This is a genomic window from Nonomuraea sp. JJY05, from assembly GCF_043496855.1.
Lineage (GTDB): Bacteria > Actinomycetota > Actinomycetes > Streptosporangiales > Streptosporangiaceae > Nonomuraea.
Map to the genome: position 1 here is coordinate 35,383 of NZ_JBIEIS010000020.1, position 19,317 is coordinate 54,699.

A 19,317-nucleotide genomic window follows, 5' to 3' on the forward strand; every position below is an offset into this window, starting at 1 on the left:
GATACTGTCAGGGAGTGAACGTCGCCGACCTCAGCCCGGCACAGGCGCGCGAGCGCTTCCGCGCCGGCGAGCGCGTGCCCACGGCGGGGTGGTGCCGGGGGTGGACGCAGGCCAACCTGATCGCCGTGCCCGCGGCGGCTGCGCTACGAGCTGCTGCTGTTCGCCCACCTCAACCCGCAGGCGTGCCCCGTGCTGGACGTGGGGGAGCCGGGCGCCTGGTCCACGCCGCTGTTCCCTGGCGACCTCCGTACCGATCTGCCCGGATACCGGCTCTACCGCGACGGCGAGCCGGTCGCGGACCTCGGCGACGTGGTGGAGGGGTGGCGGGACGACCTGGTGCCGTTCCTCATCGGGTGCAGCTTCACCTTCGAGCGGGCGCTGCTCGCGGCCGGGGTGCCGGTGCGGCACCTGGAGCTGGGGACGAACGTGCCGATGTACGTCACGGACGTCGCCTGCGCGGCGGCCGGGAGCCTGTCGGGGCCGCTGGTCGTGTCGATGCGGCCGGTGCCGGATGAGCTGGTGAAGACCGCGATCGAGGTGAGCGGGCAGTATCCGCTGGTCCACGGGGCGCCGGTGCACGTCGGGGACCCCGCGGCGATCGGCATCCGCGACCTGGCCCGGCCGGACTTCGGCGAGGCGGTCGAGGTGCGGGAGGGGGAGGTGCCGCTGTTCTGGGCGTGCGGGGTGACGCCGCAGGCGGCGGTCATGGCCAGCGGCGTCGAGTACGCGATCGGGCACCTGCCGGGGCACATGGCGATCCTGGACGCCCGCGACGACGACTACCGCATGCCGTCCTGACCGCGCTGCCCTGACCGTGCTGCCCTGACCGTGCGGTCCTGGTCGCGCTGCCCTGACCGTGCGGTCCTGGTCGCGCTGCCCTGACCGTGCCGTCCTGGTCGCGCTGGCCTGACCGCGCTGGCCCGACCGCGTGCCGTCCTGACACCCGCGTGTCTACGCGGATTTGCGTACGCGGGTGCCTCGTCTCGGCGGACGACCGCGGGCGCCGCCCAGGTCAGACTCCTTGACCATGCTGACCGTCTTGACCAGGGCGTTCCGGGTGCCGGAGCTGCGCAAGAAGCTGCTGTTCACGCTGGGACTCATCGCGTTGTTCCGTCTCGGGCAGCTCATGCCCTCCCCGGGGGTGGACGTGGTGGCCGTACGGGAGTGCGTGGGGTCGGCCGGAGGCGGCGGCCTGTTCGACATGGTGCAGATGCTCAGCGGGGGCGCGATGCTGCAGCTGTCGGTGTTCGCGCTGGGCGTCATGCCCTACATCACGGCCAGCATCATCATGCAGCTCTTCGCCGTGCTGGTGCCCCGGCTGGAGGCCCTCAGGAAGGAGGGGCAGCGGGGCCAGGCGAAGATCACCCAGTACACGCGGTACCTGACGGTCGGCCTCGCCGTGCTGAACGCCGGGACGATCGTCGCGCTCGCCCGCTCCCGGCAGCTGCTGCCCGGGTGCGCGAAGCCGCTGCTGCGCGACGACGGGCTGCTGCCCGTGGCCGTGCTCGTGCTGACCATGGTGGCCGGGGCCTGCGTGGTCATGTGGCTCGGCGAGCTGATCACGGACCGGGGCATCGGGAACGGTATGTCCATTCTGATGTTCACGCAGGTCGTGGCCGTCTTCCCGGGATACATGGCGAAGATCTTCGTGCTGAGCCCGATGAGCTTCGTGGTGATGACGGCGGCCGGGCTGTGCCTGGTGGCGGCCGTGGTGTTCGTGGAGCAGGCGCAGCGGCGGGTTCCGGTGCAGTACGCGAAGCGGATGGTGGGGCGGCGGATGTACGGGGGCGGCAACACGTACATCCCGCTGAAGGTGAACCAGGCGGGGATCGTGCCGGTGATCTTCACCTCCTCGCTGCTGTACCTGCCGACGCTGGCGGCGCCCCTGCTGGGGGACTCGGCGCGGACGTGGGTGGAGCTCAACCTGACCTCGGGGGCGCATCCCCTCTACATGAGCGTGTACGTGCTGCTCATCGTCGCCTTCGCGTACTTCTACGTGTCGATCACCTTCAACCCCGTGGAGGTGGCGGACAACATGCGGCGCTACGGGGGATTCGTTCCCGGGATCCGGCCGGGCGGGCCCACGGCGCGATACCTGGCGTACGTGCTCTCCCGGCTGACCGCGCCCGGCGCGCTCTACCTGGGGGTGCTGGCGCTGCTGCCGCTGGTGGCGTTCGCGATCCTCCGGGATCCGGGTACGCAGCAGAACTTCCCGTTCGGCGGGACGAGCATGCTGATCATGGTCGGGGTCGGGCTGGACACCGTCAAGCAGATCGAGTCCCAGCTCCAGCAGCGCAACTACGAAGGATTCCTGCGATAGCCCTGCTCATGGCGGGTTCGGTACGCCCGGGTGCCGTCACACGCTGAGCCCGGCTCGCATGGCGAAGACCACGAGCTGGGCCCGGTCCCTGGCGCGCAGCTTGAGCATGGCGCGGCTGACATGGGTGCGGACGGTGTCGGGGCTGATCACCAGCTCCTTGGCGATCTCCTCGTTCGACCGGCCGGTGGCCACCCACGCCACCAGCTCCCGCTCGCGCGGCGTGAGCGTCTCCAGCCCTTCGACCGGCTCGGTGCCGTGCCGCCCGAACATCCCGATGACCTTCTTGGTGATCGCCGGTGACAGCAGCGCCTCCCCGGCGGCCACCACGCGTACGGCGTTGACCAGCTCCTCCGGGGCGCTGTCCTTGAGCAGGAAGCCGCTGGCCCCGGCCTGGAGGGCGGCGAAGACGTACTCGTCGACGGCGAAGGTCGTCACCACGACGATCCTGGTGGCGCGCAGCTCGGGATCGTCGGCGATGGCCCGCAGCACGGCCAGCCCGTCCATGCCGGGCATGCGGATGTCGAGCAGCAGGACGTCGGGGCGGGTACGGCGGATCAGCGCGAGCGCGGCGGCGCCGTCGGCGGCCTCGCCCACGCACTCCATCCCGGTCGCGCGCTCCAGCAGGGCCCGCAGCCCCATCCGCACGACGGCCTGATCGTCGGCGACGGCCACCCTGATCACACCCTCAGGGGAGGCCGCGCTGTCCGGGACGGTTGCGCCGCCCACGGAGACCGCGTCGCCCGGGATGGTTGCGCCACCGAAGGAGGTGGCCTCGCCGGGAGTGGCCGCGCCGCTCAAGGGGGACGCGCCGTGCGGGGCCGCCGCGCCGTGCGGGGCCGCCGCGGCGTCGGGAGTGGCCGCGCCGTCCAAGGGGGTCGCGCGGTCCGGGGTGGTCACGCGGAGGTCCGGGGGAACCGGGCGGTCACCTGGAAGCCGCCGCCCTCGCGTGGCCCGGCGGCGAAGTGGCCGCCCGCCTCCGTGACCCTGGCGCGCATCCCGGCCAGCCCGCGCCCCTCGCTCGCGCCCGTACGGCCCACGCCCCGATCGGCCACCTCCAGCACGAACTCGCCCGGACCCCCGCCCGCCCGCACGAGCGCCCTGGTGGGCCCGGCGTGCCGCAGGACGTTGGTCAGCGACTCGCGCACCACCCCGTAGACGGCGGCCTGGAGATGGGCGGGCACGGCGAAGTCCGCGGGCTCGACGTCCACCGGCACTCCGGCCGCCCGGACGCCGTCGATGAGCCCGGCGAGGCCGGCGCCCGGCGGATCGATGCCGTCGAGCGCCGCCCGCAGCTGGGCGAGCGCCGTCGTGCTGGTCTCCCTGATCGCCCGCAGCGAGGCGCGTGCCTGCTCGGGGTCGTCGTCCAGGGTGACGAGCGCGATCCCGGCCTGCATGGCGATGGCCGCCAGCCCGTGCCCGGCCGCGTCGTGCACCTCTCCGGCGATCCTGGCCCGCTCCGCCGCCAGCAGGTCCGGCCTGGAGTCTCCGAGGGAACGCACCGTCGTGAGCCGGTGGGGCGGCGCGGCCGGGATGCCCCACGCCGCGGGCTCGGCGCGTGCGGACTCCGCGAAGAGCGGCGGCGCTTCAGCGCGTGCGGGCTCGGCGGAGAGCGGCGGCGGCTCGGTGCGTACGGACTCGGCGGAGAGCGGCGGCGGCTCGGTGTCCGCGGCGGCGGCAGCGGCAGCGGCGCGGGCCTGGGCGAGGCCGCTGAACGACCACGGGACGGCCAGCCAGCCCGCCCACGCCAGCATGATCACGACGGGGACGTCACCGAGCCGGGTCAGGCGTGACAGAGCGGCGAGCGGCCGGCGCAGGCGGCCGGCCCTGTGCGTCTGCTCCGTCACCATCCCCACCCGGCCAAGGCTCGTGTTGCCCCGATCCTAGCGAGCTTTCACACGTTCCGGGTCTGGCGCGGGCCCTCCAGCCCCCACGAGGTGATCTTCTTCGGGGTGATCCTGATGATCTCTCTCGAGAAGTACGGCACGGGCGGGTCGACGTCGGTCAGCGCCTCCGCCGTGCCCCTGATCTCGATGCCGCGCACCACCCACGGATCGACCGAGGCCAGGTCGTCGACGACGAGCGCGACGGTGCTGCCCTTCTGGACGTTCCTGAACTTCTTGGAGGCGCCCATGGCGTGCCCGCCGATGATGATCGTGCCGGTCCCGGCGTCGACGAAGAAGCCGACCGGGTTGTTCTGCACCTGCCCGCCGGGCGACACCGAGGCCAGCCGGCCGAGGTGCTGCGAGGACAGGTAGTCAAGCTCCGCTGATGTGAAGGTCATGCAGGCGAGTCTGCAACCTTGACATTGGTTGGGGTCAACCCATTCCGCCTGTGAGCCAGCGCACGGGGTTCGCTGTGGTGATGAGGCCGATCGTGTCCTCGCCGACGCCCGCCTCGCGCAGGCGCGGCAGCAGGGCGTGGAAGAGGTGCGCGTAACCCGGCCCGTCGTACTTGCGCAGCTGCGCCACCCGGCTCAGCCCTGTGCTGATCAGCAGGCGGTCCGCGTGCCCGTCCTCGATGAGGCCGAGCGCGATCCTGGCCGCCTGGTCGGCGCCCAGGCCGAGCACGCCCAGGCTCACGTACGCGCCCGCCTCGGCGATCTTCCTGGCCGCGCCCAGGTCGGTGCCCGCGTAGCCGACGGCCACCCGGGAGCAGGGCAGGCCCTGGCCGAGCAGGATCTCCAGGAGCGCGGGGGCGTTCGCGCCGTGCGTGGCGACGGGCAGGCGCGACTTCAGCGAGGCGCGGGCGGCGGCCACCAGGCAGCGCTCCTCGCGCGGCGTCGGCTCGGCGCCCCAGGTGCCGACCTCGCCGATCACGCCGGGGAACACGCCCATGTCGTCCACGCCGCTGAGGATCTCGTCCATGAGCCGGGCGGTGAGCGTGTCCACGTCCGCGTCGCCGACGTCCGTGAACGGCTCGGCGAACAGCCCGGTCGAGGCGATCACCGGCACCCGGCTGCCGGCCGCCATGCGGGCCAGGGCGGCGGCGTCGCGGCCCATGCCCACGCAGGTCAGGTCGACCACCAGGCCGAGGCCGTCGGCCTGGCGCAGCTCGCGGAGCTCGGCGGTGACGGCCTGCTCCTCGTCGAGCCACCGGTACGGGTCCGAGTCGATGCCGACGGCCCAGCGCATGTCGGTACGCAGATGCTCGTGGGGGAGTACGGGGCCGGTGATGGCCGCGGCGCGTACAGGGCCGGTGACGGTACGAAGCAAGACCTCGGGCATAGCAGACATTAACCGATGTTTGCCGGAAGTAGTCTCTTCTGGCGGGAAATTTTGCCGTCCGGAGGGTTTCGGGCTTTGCTAGTCGCCTGCAAGTCGGCACCTAGTGAGGGCCCGTATCCTGGGGGGCACACCGACTGCCGGGGGGAATTGTGCAAGTTCAGAACTCCGACACCGGCGACGCCGACATGCTCAAGGGCGAGGCCGCCGAGCATTCCAGCATGCCCGAGCGCCGTACGGGACTCCACGGGTGGCTGGACGGGATCAGGTCCACGCGCACGGGCGCGCTCACGCTGAAGATCGTGTTCGGCGTGATCGGGACCGTCATGGTGGTGGCCGGGCTGATCATGGTGCCCTTCCCCGGACCGGGGTGGGCGGTCGTGTTCGCGGGGTTGGCGGTGCTGGCCGTGGAGTTCCACTGGGCCCGCAGGGTGCTGGAGTTCGGCAAGCGCACGCTGCACGCCTGGATGGAGTGGTACAAGCGGCAGGGCTGGCTGGTGCGCGTCGTCGTGCTCGTCGTGACGGTGGCCGTCGCCGCGGTGATCGTCTACTTCGGCCTGCGCACGCTCGGCTTCGACGCGATCGCGTTCGTCCGGGGTTACATATAGATCGGTCCGGCATACCGGGCCGATATTTCATGCTTTCCTGCCTATTCTGCGGGCGTGATCGCCAAAATCGCCATCGCGCTGTCCCTAACGCTTTCCGGCCACGCGTCCGCGGGGCTTGCGGGTCCCGCCGCCCGGGCGGACCTCGTGCTCCCCGGAACCGGGAGTGTGAAATATCGCGAAACGACAGGTGATCCGGTCCGTCTGACCGCCTACGGGCTCGGCACCAAACGCACCTACCTCAGGTCCACGACCGGCAGCACCTTCACCTGGCAGCAGTCGCTGTCCGAAGTGTCCGTCGCGCCCGGCGGCCGGCTGACGGCAGGCGTGCCCAGAGCGTACCGGTCCGGCTACGACTCCCTGGTCGTCACGGACCGCACCACGGGCGCCGCCGGCCGGATCCGCACGGTCAAGAAGCCCCTGACGGCTTCGTACGCCTCCTGGTCCCGCGACGGGAAACGGGTCGCGCTCACGGTCGAGCAGAAGACCGGCGGCACGTGGCGGGTGATCGGCTACACCGTCGTGGACGTGGCCGCCAGGACCGCGCGCACGATCAGGGTCACCGGCCTGAGCGCGAAAGCGGGCTTCTGGTGGAGCCCCGACGGCAACCTCGTCTCCATGTACGGCACCGGCCTGCGCGTCTACCGGGCCGTGGACGGCGCGGTCCTGCGCACCTACGCCGGCGTCGGCCTGCCGACCGGCCCCGAGGACTCGTTCTCGCCGTCGGGCACCCGCCTGACCACCTGGTGCCCGGCACGCTTCAAGGAACAGCTCTGCCTGGTCGACCCGGCCACCGGCAAGATCGTCCAGCGGGTGAACGCCCGGCCGGAGGCGCTGTTCGGCTGGTGGGACGACAGCCACGTCATCGCCGTCGTGGCGCGTGGCACGGCCTACCGGCTGGTGGTGCTGGATCTGACCGGCAAGGCGACGCGCGTGCTGGCGGAGCTGCCCCGTACGACGTGGGCCGCGAAACTCTGGCTCTCCTTCACCCGCGGGTCATAGATAGAGGCCGGTGCCGTGGTCGGTCTCCTGGGTGGCCACCGCGTGCAGGTCGCGCTCGCGCATCACCAGATAGACCTGCGCGTGCACCTCGACCTCGGACTGCTCTTCCGGGTTGAAGAGCACCTTGTCGCCGACCTTGACCGAGCGCACGTTCGTGCCGACGCCGCACACCTCGCCCCAGGCCAGCCGGTTGGCCATCTTGACCGTCGCGGGGATGACGATCCCGGAGCCGCTGCGCCGCTCCTCGGCCTCCGGCTCCAGCTTGATCATGACCCGGTCGTGCAGCATCTGAATTTCGAACTTGGGCTCAACCACAGCCCAAGTTTACGAGCCACGACACCCGCGAGACTCCGGAAGTCACGATCACGGCAGCCTGAGCTCGGCGAACACGGGCCGGTGGTCGGTACGCCCCAGCGCCAGCACCTGGAAGTCCCGCACCGCCATCCGCGAATCCGCCAGCACGTGGTCGATCGGCACACCGGGCACGTTCGCGTCCGAGCCCTCCTGCGGCCAGGTCGGCACGAACCCCCGCCCCATGACGTCTGCCGCGTCCCGGTAGCCGCTCGCCAACAGCTCGCGGACCGCCAGGTGGTCGAGCGTGGCGTTGAAGTCGCCGGCCAGCACCCTCAGCTCCTTGCCCGCGCGCGGCAGCGCCGCCAGGCCCGCCTGCCAGCACGGCTGCCGCCGGATCCGTTTGGGCGCGCACGGGTGCACGGACACGATCTCCACCCGTGCCCCGCCAGGATGCGCGAGCCAGGCCCGGGCCTGCCCGAAACCGCCGTACTTGATCGTCTCACCGGCCTTCAGCGGGTGCCGGGCGTACACGGCCGACCCGCCGGCCCCCGGCAGCGGGCGGGTGACGGCGTACGGCAGCACCTTGCGCACTCCCGCCTCGTCCAGCCGCCGCATGGCCTCCGGCGTGAACTCCTGCAACGTCAGCACGTCCGGCCGGAAGTTGCCGACCAGCATCATCAGTGCTTCCGTGTCGGCCCGCCCCACCAGCAGGTTGGCCGAGAGCACCCGCAGCGTCGGCCCGCCGGCCTTGGGGTTGCCGTCGGCCAGCGCGCGGGGGAGCATGACCGGCATCAGCGCCAGCGCCGAGACGAGCGCGACCGTTCCGGCCGCCCACCGCCTCAGCAGGCAGGCCAGCACCAGGACCACCACCGTCGCGAGTGCCGCGTACGGCGTGTACGCCACCATCGGCACCCACGGCCAGTCCGGTTCGAACCCGCTCAGCCGCACCACCGCCCACGCCGCCAACGGCGCCACCACGATCCAGCTCACCCATGTCCGCACGCCCTGTATCACCACAAAGCCCGATTCGAGTTCATGAGAGGCTGTGCGCCATGCGCGACGTGGAAGCCGAGGTTTTGAACGCCATCGACGAGTCCGAGACCGTGAGCCTGCTGGCCGAGACCGTCCGGGTCCCCAGCGTCACCGGCACGGACGCCGAGTCCGAGCTGCAGCACCGCTTCGCCCGCCTGCTCACCGAGGCCGGCATGGACGTGGACGTCTGGAAGCTCGACCTCGCCGACCTGACCGGCCGTCCCGGCTTCCCCGGCACCGAGGCGCCCAGGACCGAGGGGTACGGCGTCGTGGCCGTCACCGACGGGGAAGGGCCGCCCGCGCTCGCGCTCCAGGGCCACGTGGACGTCGTCCCCACCGGTGACCTGGCCAAATGGGAGGGCAGCGAGCCGTTCGCCGCCCGGATCACCGGCGACGTGCTGCACGGCAGGGGCGCCTGCGACATGAAGGCGGGCCTGGTCGCCAACCTGGCCGTGGCGCGGGCTGTCAGGAAGGCCGGGATCAGGCTCGCCAGGCCGCTGGCCGTGCACTGCGTGATCAGCGAGGAGGACGGCGGGCTCGGCGCGTTCGCCACCCTCGACAGGGGGCACACGGCGGAGGCCGCGGTCATCACCGAGCCCACCAGCGGCGCGGTCATCACGGCCAACGCGGGCGCGCTGACGTTCCGGCTGGAGATCGCCGGACGGGCGGCGCACGGGGCCACGCGATACGAGGGCGTCAACGCGATAGAGATGTTCTGGCCGGTCTTCGAGGCCGTCAGGCGGCTGGAGGCCGAGCGCAACCGCGACGTCCCCGGCCTCTTCCGGGGCAACGTGATGCCGTACCCGATCGAGATCGGGACCGTGCGCGCCGGTGACTGGGCCAGCACGGTGCCGGACCTGCTGGTCGCCGAGGGGCGGCTCGGGGTGCGGCTGGACGAGGACCCGGCGGCGGCGAGGGCCGCGTTCGAGGAGGCGGTGGCGGCCGTCGCGCACCCCTGGCTGCGTGCCAACCCGCCGGTGGTGACCTGGCCCGGCGGCCAGTTCGCCAGCGGCCGGCTGCCGGCCGGCCACGTGCTGCTGGAGGAGGTCGGGCAGGCGGTCGCCGACGTCACGGGCGCGCGGCCGGCCGAGTCCGCGGCGCCGTACGGGAGCGACCTGCGGCTGTACGCGGCCGGCGGCATCCCGACGCTGCACTACGGGCCCGGGGACGTGCGATTCGCGCACGCCCCCAGGGAGCAGGTCGAGCTGAGGGAGCTGCGCGAGGTCACGCGGGCACTGGCACTGCTCGTTGTGCGCCGCTGCGGAGCACTCTGAGCAGGGTCCCCGGGCTCATCAGCGACGGCGGCGGGTCGTAGAGGTTGGACACCCGCAGGAAGCGCAGCGCCAGCTCGGGGTCGTGCGCGGCGGCCGCGTGGAAGCGCTCCAGGTACGCGTTCACCATGCGGACCTTCGGCGTCAGGTCGCCCTCGACGCCGGGCATCACCAGGTCGCCGCCGACCGTGATCTCCCACGGGCCGTCCACGATCTTCGCGATCCGCCGGAAGAACGGCAGCGGCCGCAGGTCCGGGTCGAGCAGCATCCTGGCCTCCAGCGCGGCGACCGTCATGCCCTGGCCGTAGATCGGGTTGAACGCGCAGACCGCGTCCCCGACGACCAGCAGGCCCTCGGGGAAGCGGGCCAGGCGCTCGTAGCGGCGCCTGATCCCGGCCGGGATCCGGTACGTGCGCGGCTCGCCGATCGGCTCGGCCGTGCTGACCAGGCGGTGCAGGTCGGGCGCCCACAGACCGGCGGCGAACTCGGCGAACTCGGTCAGGCCCAGCCCCGGGCCCTCCCCGTAGCCGGCCATCGTGACGATCCAGCGGTCGTCCTCCAGCGCGAGCGCGACCCCGCCGCGCGGCGACTCGACCGTGGGGGCGATCACCACGACGAGGTCGCCGCCGAAGTCGCCCGGGGCGCGGCGGAACTCGCGCGTGCCGTACCGCAGGTCGATGCCCACCCGCTCCTCCTCGGGCGGCCGGTAGCCCAGCTCGCCCAGCCAGAGCGGCGTGCGCGAGGCGCGGCCGCCCGCGTCCACGACCAGGTCGGCCGGGATCGGCTCCCCGTCGGCCAGGCGCACCCCCGTGACGCGCCCGTCCCGGGAGAGCAGGCCGGTGACGACCTTGCCCGGCGACACGTGCACGCCGGGCAGCGCGCTCACCCGGCGGCGTACCTGGCCTTCGAGCAGCGGCCGGCTGACGAGCAGCCCGATCATGCCGCTGTCGCCGCGGGCCAGCGTCCGCCCGGCGTGGTGGTGGCGAGCGTTGCGCTGCAGGTCGCCCTCCATCGCGCCCTGCGCGACGAGCTCGGCCGTGATGCCGGGCAGCAGCTCGTCGATGGTTTCGCGGCCCCTGGCGAGCAGGCCGTGGGCGTGCCGGCTCTGCGCGGTGCCCCGCCGGTGGACGTCCACGGCGGGCAGCGTGTCCCGGTCGAGTACGGTGACGGTGGCGAAGCGGCGGTGCAGGGCGGCCGCGGTCAGCAGCCCCGCCATGCTCGCGCCGATGACGACGGCGTGGTCCATGAGATTCCCCCCAGTTTGTGTCTGTCCGGCTGAGGGTCACCCGGGAGGGCCGTCCGTTCCATGTCCAATGGCACGTTCCGGCTGTGCCGGCGGGCACTGAAAATGGACTAGAGTCCGAATCATGTCGGAGTCCTTGGAACTTCTGGTCGGCCGGCCGGTGAAAGAGCGGGCGGACGCGGCGCGCAACCGGGAGAAGGTGCTGGCCGCCGCCGCCCGGCTGTTCGCGGAGAAGGGCGTGGAGGCCGTCTCGATGGACGCCGTCGCCGCGGAGGCCGGGGTGGGCAAGGGCACGCTCTTCCGGCGGTTCGGCGACAAGTCGGGGCTCGCCGCGGCGCTCCTGGACGCGCGCGAGCGCGACCTGCAGCAGCGCATCCTGTCCGGCCCGCCGCCCCTCGGGCCCGGCGCCCCCGCCCCCGAGCGCCTGACCGCCTTCGTGGCCGCCTACCTCGACTACCTCTTCGCCCACCTGGACCTGGTCCGCATGTCGGAGACCGCCAGCCCGGGGGCGCGCTACCGGATCGGGGCCTACCGCTTCTGGCACCGGCACGTCGCGATCCTCCTGGCCGAGGCCCGGCCGGGCGGCGACGCCGACCCGCTGTCCCACACGCTGCTGGCCGCGATGGGCGCGGAGGCGGCGGCGGCCCTTCAGGACGCCTACGGCCCGGACCGGGCGACCGCGGCCATCATCACCCTCGCCACCACCCTCACCTCCGCCTGACCCCGGCGGTGGTCAGGCGGAGGTGGAGATGCGGCGGCGGGATTCGGGGACGATGAGCGGGGTGCCGGACTGCGGGTCCGGGATGATCTCGCAGCGCAGGTCGAACACCCGGTGCACCAGCTCAGGCGTGACGATCTCCGTCGGATCCCCCTGCGCGACGACCTCGCCGGCCCGCATGACGATCAGGTGGGTCGCGTACCGGCAGGCCTGGTTCAGGTCGTGCAGGACGGCCACCATGGTGCGCCCGGCCTCGTGCAGGTCGGCGCACAGGTCCAGCACCTCGATCTGGTGGGAGATGTCCAGGAACGTGGTCGGCTCGTCCAGCAGCAGGATCGGCGTCTCCTGAGCCAGCGCCATGGCCAGCCACACCCGCTGCCGCTGCCCGCCCGACAGCTCGTCCACGATCCGGTCGGCCAGTTCCGCCACGTCGGTGGCGCGCATGGCCTCGGACACCGCGGCCTCGTCGGCGCGCGACCACTGCCGCATCAGCCGCTGGTGCGGGTAGCGGCCGCGGGCCACCAGGTCGGCCACGGTGATCCCGTCGGGCACGACCGAGCTCTGCGGGAGCAGGCCCAGCCGCCGCGCCACCTCCTTCGACGGCAGCGACGTGATCACGCTCCCGTCCAGGTGGACGGCGCCGGACCTCGGCTTGAGCATGCGGGCCAGGGCACGCAGGAGAGTGGACTTGCCGCAGGCGTTCGGGCCGATGATGACGGTGAAGGACTCGTCGGGGATCGCCACGCTCAGGTCGGTCGCCACGACGCGCTGGTCGTAGGCGAGGGTGAGACCAGTACCTGACAAACGGGCGGTGGCCATCAGTGGCGGTCCTTTCGCAGGAGCAGGGCGAGATACGTGCCGCCGATGGCGGCGGTCAGCACGCCGACGGGCAGCTGGGTGGGGGCGAGGACGCGCTGGGCGGCCAGGTCGGCGCCGGTCAGCAGGACGGCGCCCATGAGCGCGGAGGCCCCCATCGTCACCCCGGCCGAACGCGTGAGCCGCCGGGCGAGCTGCGGCGCGGCGAGCGCGACGAAGACGACAGGCCCCGCGGCGGCCGTGGCCACCCCGGCCAGCAGCACGCCGGCCGTGATCGCCACGGCGCGCACGACCTCCACCCGGATCCCCATGGCCCTGGCCACGTCGTCGCCCATCTCGATCATCCGCATCGGCCGCGCCACGAACGCGCACACCGGCAGCAGCACGGCCAGCGCCAGCGCCACGGGGATCGCGTGGTCCCAGCCGCGCCCGCTCAGGCTGCCGGTGAGCCAGGCGCCCGCGGTGGCCGCGTCGTTGATGTTCGCCCTGGTCAGCAGGTACGAGTTGACCGCCAGCAGCAGCGCGTTCGCCCCGATGCCGACCAGGACCAGGCGGTAGCCCTGCACGCCCCCGCGGAAGGCCAGCGCGTACACGAGCACGGCCGTGATCACGCACCCGGCCAGCGCGCCACCGGCGATCGCCATCGCCGAGCCGCCCGCCACGACGGCGACGATGCCGCCCGTCGAGGCGCCGGCGGTGAAGCCGATGAAGTCGGGGCTGCCCAGGGGGTTCCTGGTGAGGCTCTGGAAGATCGCGCCACTCACCCCGAACGCCGCGCCGACCAGCAGCCCGGTCACCACGCGCGGGGCGCGCAGCTTGTTGACGATCAGCTCGGCGACCGGCGTGCCCTGGCCGAAGAGCGCCGAGACGATGTCGGGCACGGGCACCGTGAACTCACCCGTCGAGATGGCCGCCACGGTCACCGCGCAGGCGACCACCACGAGGACCGCGCCGACGAGCAGGGCGCGGGGCGCGAGCCGTACGGACCAGGGGCCGACGCGGACGGTCACAGCGCTGCCACCCGCCTCCGCCTGGCCAGCATGATGAAGATCGGCGCGCCGATCACCGCCCACACGATCCCCACCTGCACCTCTCCGGGCCGGGCGATGACCCGGCCCACCACGTCGGCCGCCAGCAGCAGCACCGGCGCGGCCAGCGCCGAGTAGGGGAGCACCCACCGCTGGTCGGGCCCCACCACCGCGCGCACGGCGTGCGGCACGATGAGCCCCACGAACCACAGCGGCCCCGCGGCGGCGGTGGCCGCGCCGCACAGCAGCGTGACGGCCACCCCGGTGAGGACCCTGGTACGGTTCACGGCTACGCCGAGCGCCCGGCCCGCGTCGTCGCCGAGGGCGAGCATGTTGAGCGGCCTGGCCAGCAGCAGCCCGAGCACCAGCCCGGCCACCATGAACGGCGCCAGCCGCACCAGCGTGTCGGCCGTCTGCCCGGCCAGCGAACCGGTCAGCCAGAACCGCATCCGGTCGAACGTCTGCGCGTCCATGCGCAGGATGGCCGAGGCCACGGCCGTGCACACCATGCCGAAGGCCACGCCGGCGAGCGCGAGGCGTACCGGGCTGGAGCCCGAGCGGCCCGCGGAGGCCAGGGCGTAGACGACGGCGGAGGCCAGCGCGGCCCCGCCGAACGCGAACCAGACGTAGACCGCCGGATCGGACAGCCCGAACAGGCCGAGCGCCAGCGTCACGCCGAGCGCGGCCCCCTCGTTGATGCCCAGCAGGCCGGGGTCGGCCAGCGGGTTGCGGGTCAGGCTCTGCATGAGCGCCCCCGCCAGGCCGAGGGTCGCGCCGACGCCGAGGCCCAGCAGCGTACGCGGGATGCGCAGCTCGCGGATGACCGTGTGGTCGTTGGAGCCGTTCGGGGCGAGGAAGGCGTCGATCACCGTCGAGAACGACACGGACCGCGCCCCCAGCGCCACGCTCGCCATCGCCACGAGCGCCAGCACGCCCACCGTGACGACGAGCCCGGCGGCGAGCACGAAGGGCCGTCCCTTCGGACCTGCGGTGGGAGCGGGGTGGCCGGTGGCGGGCGGATCGTCCTCCACGGTCCTGGCCGTGTCTTCAGCCGGGCGCACCCGACCCCCTCTCGTAGCGGTCAAACTTAGGCAAGGCTAATCTAAACGCCCAGTAATCAGGCAAGCCTAACCTTAGGAGATGTACATGTCGGGACCGGTTCTGCCTCGCAGGGGTTTTCTGGCGTCCGCCGCGGGCCTCGCGGCAGCCCTGACACTGGCGGCGTGCGGCGGCGAGCCGGCCACCGGCGGGTCCGCCCCCGCCCCCACCGCTCCGGCCCCCTCCGCACAAAGCTGGACGTTCACCGACGACCGCGGCAAGAAGGCCGAGCAGCCCAAGACCCCGTCCAGAATCGTCGCCCAGGTCGGCGCCGCCGCCGCCCTGTGGGACTTCGGCGTGCGCCCCGTCGCCGTCTTCGGCCCGCACAAGCTCAAGGACGGCTCCAAGGACCCGCAGGTCGGCAACGTCGACATCACCAAGGTCCAGGGCCTCGGCAACGTGTGGGACGAGTTCAACGTCGAGCAGTACATCGCGCTCCAGCCCGACCTCCTGGTCAGCAGCATGTACATCAAGGGCACCCTCTGGTACGTGCCCGAGAAGTCGAAGGACACCATCGAGCAGGTCGCCCCGACCGCGGGCATCATGCTGACCGGCCGCAGCGCCACCCAGGTGATCGGCAAGTACGAGGAACTGGCCAAGTCGCTGGGCGCCGACATGCAGGGCGTGCCCGAGGCCAAGGCCCGCATGGAGGCCGCCACCAAGGAGCTCGCCCGGTTCAAGGACCTCAAGATCCTCATGATGTCCGGCGGCCCCGACGCGATGTGGGTGGTCAACCCGCCGGAGTACCCGGACATCGTGCACCTGATGGACGCGGGCCTCGACGTCGTCAAGCCCTCGAAGGTGGACGAGGGCGGCTTCTTCCAGACGCTGAGCTGGGAGAACGCCGACGAGTACGACGCCGACGTGATCCTCTACGACACCCGCACCCAGTCGCTCAAGCCCGAGGAGATGATGAAGAAGCCCACCTTCGCCAAGCTCCCCGCGGTCAAGGCCGGCCAGCTCTACCCGTGGAACGCCGAGGCGCCCTACAGCTACCAGGGCTACGCGGCCTTCCTCGAGGGGCTGGTGGCCAACCTGAAGAAGGCACACCGAATCTGACCGGGCGATCAGCGCGATGCCCCGATCAGCTGACTTTCGAGCGCACGGCCGACTCGTGCATGGCACGGCTGACCAGCCAGCCGCGCAGCGACCCGAGTGCCGGGTCGTAGGAGAGCGGCTGCTCCCACAGGGCCGTGAACACGTTCTGGGTGATCTCCTCGGCGTGCGCCCGGCTGCCGGTGACCTTGACGGCGACCCCGTACACGAACGATCCGTGCTGGTCGTAGGCATCGGCCAGCGCGTCCAGGTCACCAGCCGTCAAGCGCGTGCACAGCTCCACATCGCTCATCAATCGCACCCCAGCGTCGCGGCGGCGGCGATCATGTCGCGGGCGAGGGCGGCGTCGCCCTCGGCGGCGTACGGGAAGGAGCCGGGTGGCCGGCGGTTGGCCAGCAGCCGGCAGAAGTCCACCGCGCCGGCCGACACCAGCACGGCGACGTGGCCGGAGGTGGGCGACAGCGGGATCGTCCAGGTGCCGCCGCCCGGCCCGGTCAGCACGACGGTGGCCGAGACGTCGCGGCGCGGCTCCCGCATGGCCCGCGGCAGCAGCGCCAGCCCGAACTCGGCGATCATGTGCACGTGCTCGGGACGCGGCGGCGCCTGGGAGCGGTCGGTGGCGGCCCTGATGTCGTCGGCGTGCGTCCACGTCTCGAACGTGCGCTGGATCAGGGCCTGGCGCAGCGGCGCGCGGGCCGGCCGCGCCCCCGCCAGCGCGACCTCGACCCCGAGCAGCACCTCGCTGCCGGCGGAGATCCGTTCGAGGAGGCCGCCGGCCTGCTCGCGCCAGCGCCGGTGCACCGGCAGGCCGGTCATGCCGCGCACGCCCATGAACCGGGCCACGGTCGCGTCGTTGGCCGCGAGGTGCTCCATCAGCTCCCTGACCGTGCCGTGCTTGGCGATCGGGGCGTCCCACTGGGGCCCGCTCAGCTCGGCGAGCAGGTCGTCCATGAGCGCGACCTGCTCGGCGTACGGGACCACCACCGACGACACGCCTATGACGGCCGGGCTGCGGCGGCGGCGCGCCTTGGACAGCACCGCCTCGCGCAGCGTGGGCGGCGGCTCCGCGGCCGGGTCGGGATGGTCGAGCAGCGCGATGGCGGCGCGGCAGTCGGGGCACGCGGCGACGTGCTCGTCGGGGCTCTGCCCGTTGGAGAGGTAGGAGTCCGTCATGGCCACCTCCGCAGCCGACGCTAACCCGGCGGGACCTCCGGCGCCAGGCGGCAACCGGGGAACGGTGCCAGAAGCGTCTCACGCCAGGGGCCTTCCAGATAGTCGCGAGCCCGTTTGCTCCAGCCCAGAAGCCGGGAATCGGGCGCGACCTCGTCATCGAGGCCCAGGGCGGCGTCGCGGGCGCGCTGGGTGGCCAGGTGGTCGTCGAGGGAGACGGCCCAGACGGTGACGGCCTCGGTGTCGCAGAACAGCACCTCGTACAGCCCGACCAGGGCGTGGCCGTGCTCGGCGAGCAGCGGCGCCCGCTCGGTGCGCACCGCGTGCAGGTAGTCGAGGGCGGCCCCCGGGCGTACCCGGGCGCTCTCGAAGAGGTAGAGCTCGGCGGCGGGCGCCTCGGACAGCGGCGGGCAGCCGGGCGCGGCGCCGAGGGGCCGGGAGAAGGCGGAGAAGCGCAGGTCGTCGATGTCGGACAGGAAGAGCCGCTCGTCGACGCCCTGATAGATCTCCATCATCTGCCGCCAGCCGCCGTCCCATCCGCCGTGGCAGTCCCACAGCGTGACGGCCTTGAACTGCGGATGGCCGGTGATGCCGACGGCGTAGAAGGCGCCCACCAGGTCGATCTCGCGGGACCTGATGGACATGCCGGAGGTGAGCGAGGGCGCGCCGCGGCTCTCGTCCTCGCGCTTGTAGCGGGTCAGCCAGGTGAGGTACTCCAGGGGCTTCCTGGAGTTCATCGGCCGGAAGTCGACCTCCTCGATCAGGTGGATCGCGCGCCGCACCACGCCTCCTCTACCAAGCGGTTGCTTGGCATGAGGATAGCGATCAGCTCAGCGCTTGGGAAGGTTGCGGCCCCCGCCCCGTGAGCCACTCCAGGACCCTGCGGTGCCCGGAGGCGGCGTCCTCGAAGTGGCCCCAGTGCCAGTACCGCGGCTGGTCGCGGATGCCGGTCACCCAGGTCCGGTAGGAGACGGAGCCTCCCGTGGTGGCGGGAGCCACTCCATACGTGCGGATCACGACCTTGCCGCCGGGTGCGAACAGCACGTCGTCGGCGATCGGATACAGGGTCATCTGGTCGAGCATGACCCTGATCCTCTCGGCAACAGAAGGCCGGGCTGTTAAGCCTCCGGCGCACCCCCGTTAAGCGGGTGCGCCGGAGGTTACAAGGCTGTTAAACGAGCAGGCCGTCGAACTCTCCGTCCTTCACCCCGAGCACCAGGGCCCGGATCTCGTCGCGGGTATAGATGAGGGCAGGGCCGTCGGGGAAGCGCGAGTTGCGGACCGCGATCCCCCCGTCAGGAAGCTCGGCGAGCTCCACGCAGTTGCCCTGCGAGTTGCTGTAGCGGCTCTTGCGCCAGGCGACCTGCTTCAGGTTCGCCGCGGGCATGCCGTTGTAGGTCTGGTTCATCTACATCTTTCTGAGAAGACCGCCGATGAGCTCGACGGTGCCCCCTGGCGTGGTGCTCTCCACGCACAACTGCTCCATGGCCGTGAGGTACGGGTCGATGTCCTCGCGTTTGTCCAGGTACAGGGCACCCCAGAGCTGCTCGACGTAGACAACGTCCGACAAGTCGGACTCGGGAAACCGCAAGATGCTGAACGCGCCCCCTTCAGCGGCGTGCTTGCCGAACCTGAAGGGCATCACCTGAATGGTGATGTTGGGAAGGGCAGCCACTTCCAGCAGATGCTGGAGCTGCTCCGCCATGACCTCCCGCCCGCCGATGGTCCTCTTGAGCGCCGCCTCGTCGATGACGGCCCACAGGCGGGGTCCGTCCTTCTGGGTGAAGCGCTCCTGACGCTGCATGCGCATATGCACGCGGCGTTCGATTTTGTCCGGACTCAGACCGGGATTGCCAAGCTGGAATACCGATCGCGCATACGAGGCAGTCTGCAACAAACCGGGCACGAACTGCACCTCGTAGGTGCGGATCATCTCGGCGGCCTCCTCCAGGCCCACGTAAGTGGTGAACCATGAAGGCAGCTCGGCCGAGTACTTGTGCCACCACCCGGGGGTGTTGGCCTCGCGAACCATCTCCAGCAGGGCACGGCGCTCGGCATCGTCGACGACGCCGTACAGGGTGAGCAGGTCTTCCACGTCACGTGTCTTGAAACCGACCCGACCGAGCTCCATCCGGCTGATCTTGGACTCGGACGCCCGGATGTGGAATCCGGCCTGTCCACGGTCGAGCCCGCTGGCCTCACGCAGGCGCCTGAGACTCGCCCCCAGCATGATGCGCCGTACGGTCGAACCAGAACCGGGCGGATCAATGGACACGTGCTGCTCCTTGTTCGTTTCCTTGCGACGCGGCGGGCGGCGTTCGGCCGTCCACCGCAAGTAGCGGAGTATGCACCCGCGGTGGGCCGCGTCCAGCGGACCGCCACAAGTAGCGGAGTCTGCACTTACGGCGGGCTGCGGTCGGCGGCCCACCGCATGTTGCGGGGT

Annotated in this window: 23 protein-coding genes; 7 read left to right on the top strand and 16 right to left on the bottom strand. The window is 72.0% G+C overall.

Features of this window, described 5'->3' with window-relative positions; genetic code table 11:
• Positions 1 to 189: 189 nt before the first annotated feature.
• Both ACFKCF_RS29895 and secY read left to right on the top strand, forming a co-directional pair.
• Positions 190 to 798, top strand: coding sequence for a D-glutamate cyclase family protein (locus ACFKCF_RS29895; RefSeq protein WP_394498596.1), 609 nt, complete (start codon positions 190 to 192; stop codon positions 796 to 798).
• Positions 799 to 1,027: 229 nt separating this feature from the next.
• Positions 1,028 to 2,320 (top strand): preprotein translocase subunit SecY, encoded by a 1,293-nt coding sequence (gene secY, locus ACFKCF_RS29900; protein ID WP_394498597.1) that lies wholly within the window; start codon positions 1,028 to 1,030, stop codon positions 2,318 to 2,320.
• A 36-nt stretch (positions 2,321 to 2,356) separates the two neighbouring features.
• Here the strand turns inward: secY and ACFKCF_RS29905 are convergent, their stop codons facing one another.
• From ACFKCF_RS29905 to ACFKCF_RS29920, 4 genes are all read right to left on the bottom strand, one after another.
• A complete protein-coding gene (locus ACFKCF_RS29905; RefSeq protein WP_394498753.1) occupies positions 2,357 to 3,001 on the bottom strand; it encodes a response regulator in 645 nt (214 codons plus the stop codon).
• A 212-nt stretch (positions 3,002 to 3,213) separates the two neighbouring features.
• Positions 3,214 to 4,167, bottom strand: a complete 954-nt coding sequence (locus ACFKCF_RS29910; protein ID WP_394498754.1) for a histidine kinase — start codon at positions 4,165 to 4,167, stop codon at positions 3,214 to 3,216.
• 44 nt (positions 4,168 to 4,211) lie between these two features.
• Complete coding sequence (locus tag ACFKCF_RS29915) at positions 4,212 to 4,601, bottom strand: PPOX class F420-dependent oxidoreductase (RefSeq protein WP_394498598.1); 390 nt, start codon at positions 4,599 to 4,601, stop codon at positions 4,212 to 4,214.
• A gap of 34 nt (positions 4,602 to 4,635) precedes the next feature.
• Positions 4,636 to 5,544, bottom strand: coding sequence for a phosphotriesterase (locus tag ACFKCF_RS29920; protein WP_394498599.1), 909 nt, complete (start codon positions 5,542 to 5,544; stop codon positions 4,636 to 4,638).
• A 149-nt stretch (positions 5,545 to 5,693) separates the two neighbouring features.
• Here ACFKCF_RS29920 and ACFKCF_RS29925 point away from each other — a divergent pair, with 149 nt between their 5' ends.
• Positions 5,694 to 6,149: a TIGR02611 family protein gene (locus ACFKCF_RS29925; protein WP_394498600.1), complete on the top strand. Its 456-nt coding sequence runs from the start codon at positions 5,694 to 5,696 to the stop codon at positions 6,147 to 6,149.
• A gap of 54 nt (positions 6,150 to 6,203) precedes the next feature.
• Positions 6,204 to 7,148, top strand: coding sequence for a hypothetical protein (locus tag ACFKCF_RS29930; protein ID WP_394498601.1), 945 nt, complete (start codon positions 6,204 to 6,206; stop codon positions 7,146 to 7,148).
• On the opposite strand, the gene ACFKCF_RS29935 is transcribed toward ACFKCF_RS29930, so the two are convergent.
• A complete protein-coding gene (locus ACFKCF_RS29935) occupies positions 7,143 to 7,463 on the bottom strand; it encodes a GroES family chaperonin (protein WP_394498602.1) in 321 nt (106 codons plus the stop codon). The two genes, ACFKCF_RS29930 and ACFKCF_RS29935, sit on opposite strands and share 6 nt — an antisense overlap.
• A 48-nt stretch (positions 7,464 to 7,511) precedes the next feature.
• A complete protein-coding gene (locus tag ACFKCF_RS29940) occupies positions 7,512 to 8,444 on the bottom strand; it encodes an endonuclease/exonuclease/phosphatase family protein (RefSeq protein WP_394498603.1) in 933 nt (310 codons plus the stop codon).
• A 50-nt stretch (positions 8,445 to 8,494) separates the two neighbouring features.
• Between ACFKCF_RS29940 and ACFKCF_RS29945 the strand changes: the two genes are divergently transcribed.
• Positions 8,495 to 9,748, top strand: coding sequence for an ArgE/DapE family deacylase (locus ACFKCF_RS29945; protein WP_394498604.1), 1,254 nt, complete (start codon positions 8,495 to 8,497; stop codon positions 9,746 to 9,748).
• On the opposite strand, the gene ACFKCF_RS29950 is transcribed toward ACFKCF_RS29945, so the two are convergent.
• Entirely contained in the window at positions 9,699 to 10,991 is a 1,293-nt protein-coding gene (locus ACFKCF_RS29950) for an FAD-dependent oxidoreductase (protein WP_394498605.1), read from the bottom strand. The two genes, ACFKCF_RS29945 and ACFKCF_RS29950, sit on opposite strands and share 50 nt — an antisense overlap.
• A gap of 121 nt (positions 10,992 to 11,112) precedes the next feature.
• Between ACFKCF_RS29950 and ACFKCF_RS29955 the strand changes: the two genes are divergently transcribed.
• The gene (locus ACFKCF_RS29955; RefSeq protein ID WP_394498606.1) at positions 11,113 to 11,709 is read left to right on the top strand and encodes a TetR/AcrR family transcriptional regulator; all 597 of its coding nucleotides are present in this window, start codon (positions 11,113 to 11,115) and stop codon (positions 11,707 to 11,709) included.
• Between the two features lie 12 nt (positions 11,710 to 11,721).
• Here ACFKCF_RS29955 and ACFKCF_RS29960 read toward each other — a convergent pair whose 3' ends face one another.
• The 3 genes from ACFKCF_RS29960 to ACFKCF_RS29970 are packed head-to-tail and all read right to left on the bottom strand — an operon-like array spanning position 11,722 to position 14,611.
• A complete protein-coding gene (locus tag ACFKCF_RS29960) occupies positions 11,722 to 12,525 on the bottom strand; it encodes an ABC transporter ATP-binding protein (protein ID WP_394498607.1) in 804 nt (267 codons plus the stop codon).
• Positions 12,525 to 13,532: a FecCD family ABC transporter permease gene (locus tag ACFKCF_RS29965; RefSeq protein ID WP_394498608.1), complete on the bottom strand. Its 1,008-nt coding sequence runs from the start codon at positions 13,530 to 13,532 to the stop codon at positions 12,525 to 12,527. The genes ACFKCF_RS29960 and ACFKCF_RS29965 overlap by 1 nt, the downstream gene beginning before the upstream one ends.
• Positions 13,529 to 14,611 (bottom strand): FecCD family ABC transporter permease, encoded by a 1,083-nt coding sequence (locus tag ACFKCF_RS29970; protein ID WP_394498609.1) that lies wholly within the window; start codon positions 14,609 to 14,611, stop codon positions 13,529 to 13,531. The genes ACFKCF_RS29965 and ACFKCF_RS29970 overlap by 4 nt, the downstream gene beginning before the upstream one ends.
• Before the next feature lie 85 nt (positions 14,612 to 14,696).
• On the opposite strand from ACFKCF_RS29970, the gene ACFKCF_RS29975 reads away from it, so the two are divergent.
• The gene (locus ACFKCF_RS29975) at positions 14,697 to 15,707 is read left to right on the top strand and encodes an ABC transporter substrate-binding protein (protein ID WP_394498610.1); all 1,011 of its coding nucleotides are present in this window, start codon (positions 14,697 to 14,699) and stop codon (positions 15,705 to 15,707) included.
• 25 nt (positions 15,708 to 15,732) lie between these two features.
• Here ACFKCF_RS29975 and ACFKCF_RS29980 read toward each other — a convergent pair whose 3' ends face one another.
• From ACFKCF_RS29980 to ACFKCF_RS30005, 6 genes are all read right to left on the bottom strand, one after another.
• Positions 15,733 to 15,996, bottom strand: coding sequence for a sigma factor (locus ACFKCF_RS29980; protein ID WP_394498611.1), 264 nt, complete (start codon positions 15,994 to 15,996; stop codon positions 15,733 to 15,735).
• Positions 15,996 to 16,877 (bottom strand): maleylpyruvate isomerase family mycothiol-dependent enzyme, encoded by an 882-nt coding sequence (locus ACFKCF_RS29985; protein ID WP_394498612.1) that lies wholly within the window; start codon positions 16,875 to 16,877, stop codon positions 15,996 to 15,998. Before ACFKCF_RS29985 ends, ACFKCF_RS29980 begins: the two co-directional genes overlap by 1 nt.
• A gap of 20 nt (positions 16,878 to 16,897) precedes the next feature.
• Positions 16,898 to 17,656: a hypothetical protein gene (locus tag ACFKCF_RS29990; protein ID WP_394498613.1), complete on the bottom strand. Its 759-nt coding sequence runs from the start codon at positions 17,654 to 17,656 to the stop codon at positions 16,898 to 16,900.
• Positions 17,657 to 17,699: 43 nt separating this feature from the next.
• Positions 17,700 to 17,957 carry a hypothetical protein gene (locus tag ACFKCF_RS29995; RefSeq protein WP_394498614.1) on the bottom strand — a complete coding sequence of 86 codons (258 nt, stop codon included), beginning with the start codon at positions 17,955 to 17,957 and terminating at the stop codon, positions 17,700 to 17,702.
• 88 nt (positions 17,958 to 18,045) lie between these two features.
• A complete protein-coding gene (locus ACFKCF_RS30000; protein WP_394498615.1) occupies positions 18,046 to 18,282 on the bottom strand; it encodes a DUF397 domain-containing protein in 237 nt (78 codons plus the stop codon).
• Positions 18,283 to 19,104 carry a helix-turn-helix transcriptional regulator gene (locus ACFKCF_RS30005; protein WP_350741585.1) on the bottom strand — a complete coding sequence of 274 codons (822 nt, stop codon included), beginning with the start codon at positions 19,102 to 19,104 and terminating at the stop codon, positions 18,283 to 18,285. It lies immediately after the preceding gene.
• Between the last annotated feature and the right edge of the window lie 213 nt (positions 19,105 to 19,317).

Excerpts from the sequence above, each read along its gene's own strand:
- secY (WP_394498597.1), top strand. The coding sequence starts at position 1,028 with ATGCTGACCGTCTTGACCAGGGCGTTCCGGGTGCCGGAGCTGCGCAAG.
- ACFKCF_RS29910 (WP_394498754.1), bottom strand. The coding sequence starts at position 4,167 with ATGGTGACGGAGCAGACGCACAGGGCCGGCCGCCTGCGCCGGCCGCTC.
- ACFKCF_RS29915 (WP_394498598.1), bottom strand. The coding sequence starts at position 4,601 with ATGACCTTCACATCAGCGGAGCTTGACTACCTGTCCTCGCAGCACCTC.
- ACFKCF_RS29920 (WP_394498599.1), bottom strand. The coding sequence starts at position 5,544 with ATGCCCGAGGTCTTGCTTCGTACCGTCACCGGCCCTGTACGCGCCGCG.
- ACFKCF_RS29945 (WP_394498604.1), top strand. The coding sequence starts at position 8,495 with ATGCGCGACGTGGAAGCCGAGGTTTTGAACGCCATCGACGAGTCCGAG.
- ACFKCF_RS29950 (WP_394498605.1), bottom strand. The coding sequence starts at position 10,991 with ATGGACCACGCCGTCGTCATCGGCGCGAGCATGGCGGGGCTGCTGACC.
- ACFKCF_RS29955 (WP_394498606.1), top strand. The coding sequence starts at position 11,113 with ATGTCGGAGTCCTTGGAACTTCTGGTCGGCCGGCCGGTGAAAGAGCGG.
- ACFKCF_RS29960 (WP_394498607.1), bottom strand. The coding sequence starts at position 12,525 with ATGGCCACCGCCCGTTTGTCAGGTACTGGTCTCACCCTCGCCTACGAC.
- ACFKCF_RS29975 (WP_394498610.1), top strand. The coding sequence starts at position 14,697 with ATGTCGGGACCGGTTCTGCCTCGCAGGGGTTTTCTGGCGTCCGCCGCG.
- ACFKCF_RS29980 (WP_394498611.1), bottom strand. The coding sequence starts at position 15,996 with ATGAGCGATGTGGAGCTGTGCACGCGCTTGACGGCTGGTGACCTGGAC.
- ACFKCF_RS29985 (WP_394498612.1), bottom strand. The coding sequence starts at position 16,877 with ATGACGGACTCCTACCTCTCCAACGGGCAGAGCCCCGACGAGCACGTC.
- ACFKCF_RS29995 (WP_394498614.1), bottom strand. The coding sequence starts at position 17,957 with ATGCTCGACCAGATGACCCTGTATCCGATCGCCGACGACGTGCTGTTC.
- ACFKCF_RS30000 (WP_394498615.1), bottom strand. The coding sequence starts at position 18,282 with ATGAACCAGACCTACAACGGCATGCCCGCGGCGAACCTGAAGCAGGTC.
- ACFKCF_RS30005 (WP_350741585.1), bottom strand. The coding sequence starts at position 19,104 with ATGCTGGGGGCGAGTCTCAGGCGCCTGCGTGAGGCCAGCGGGCTCGAC.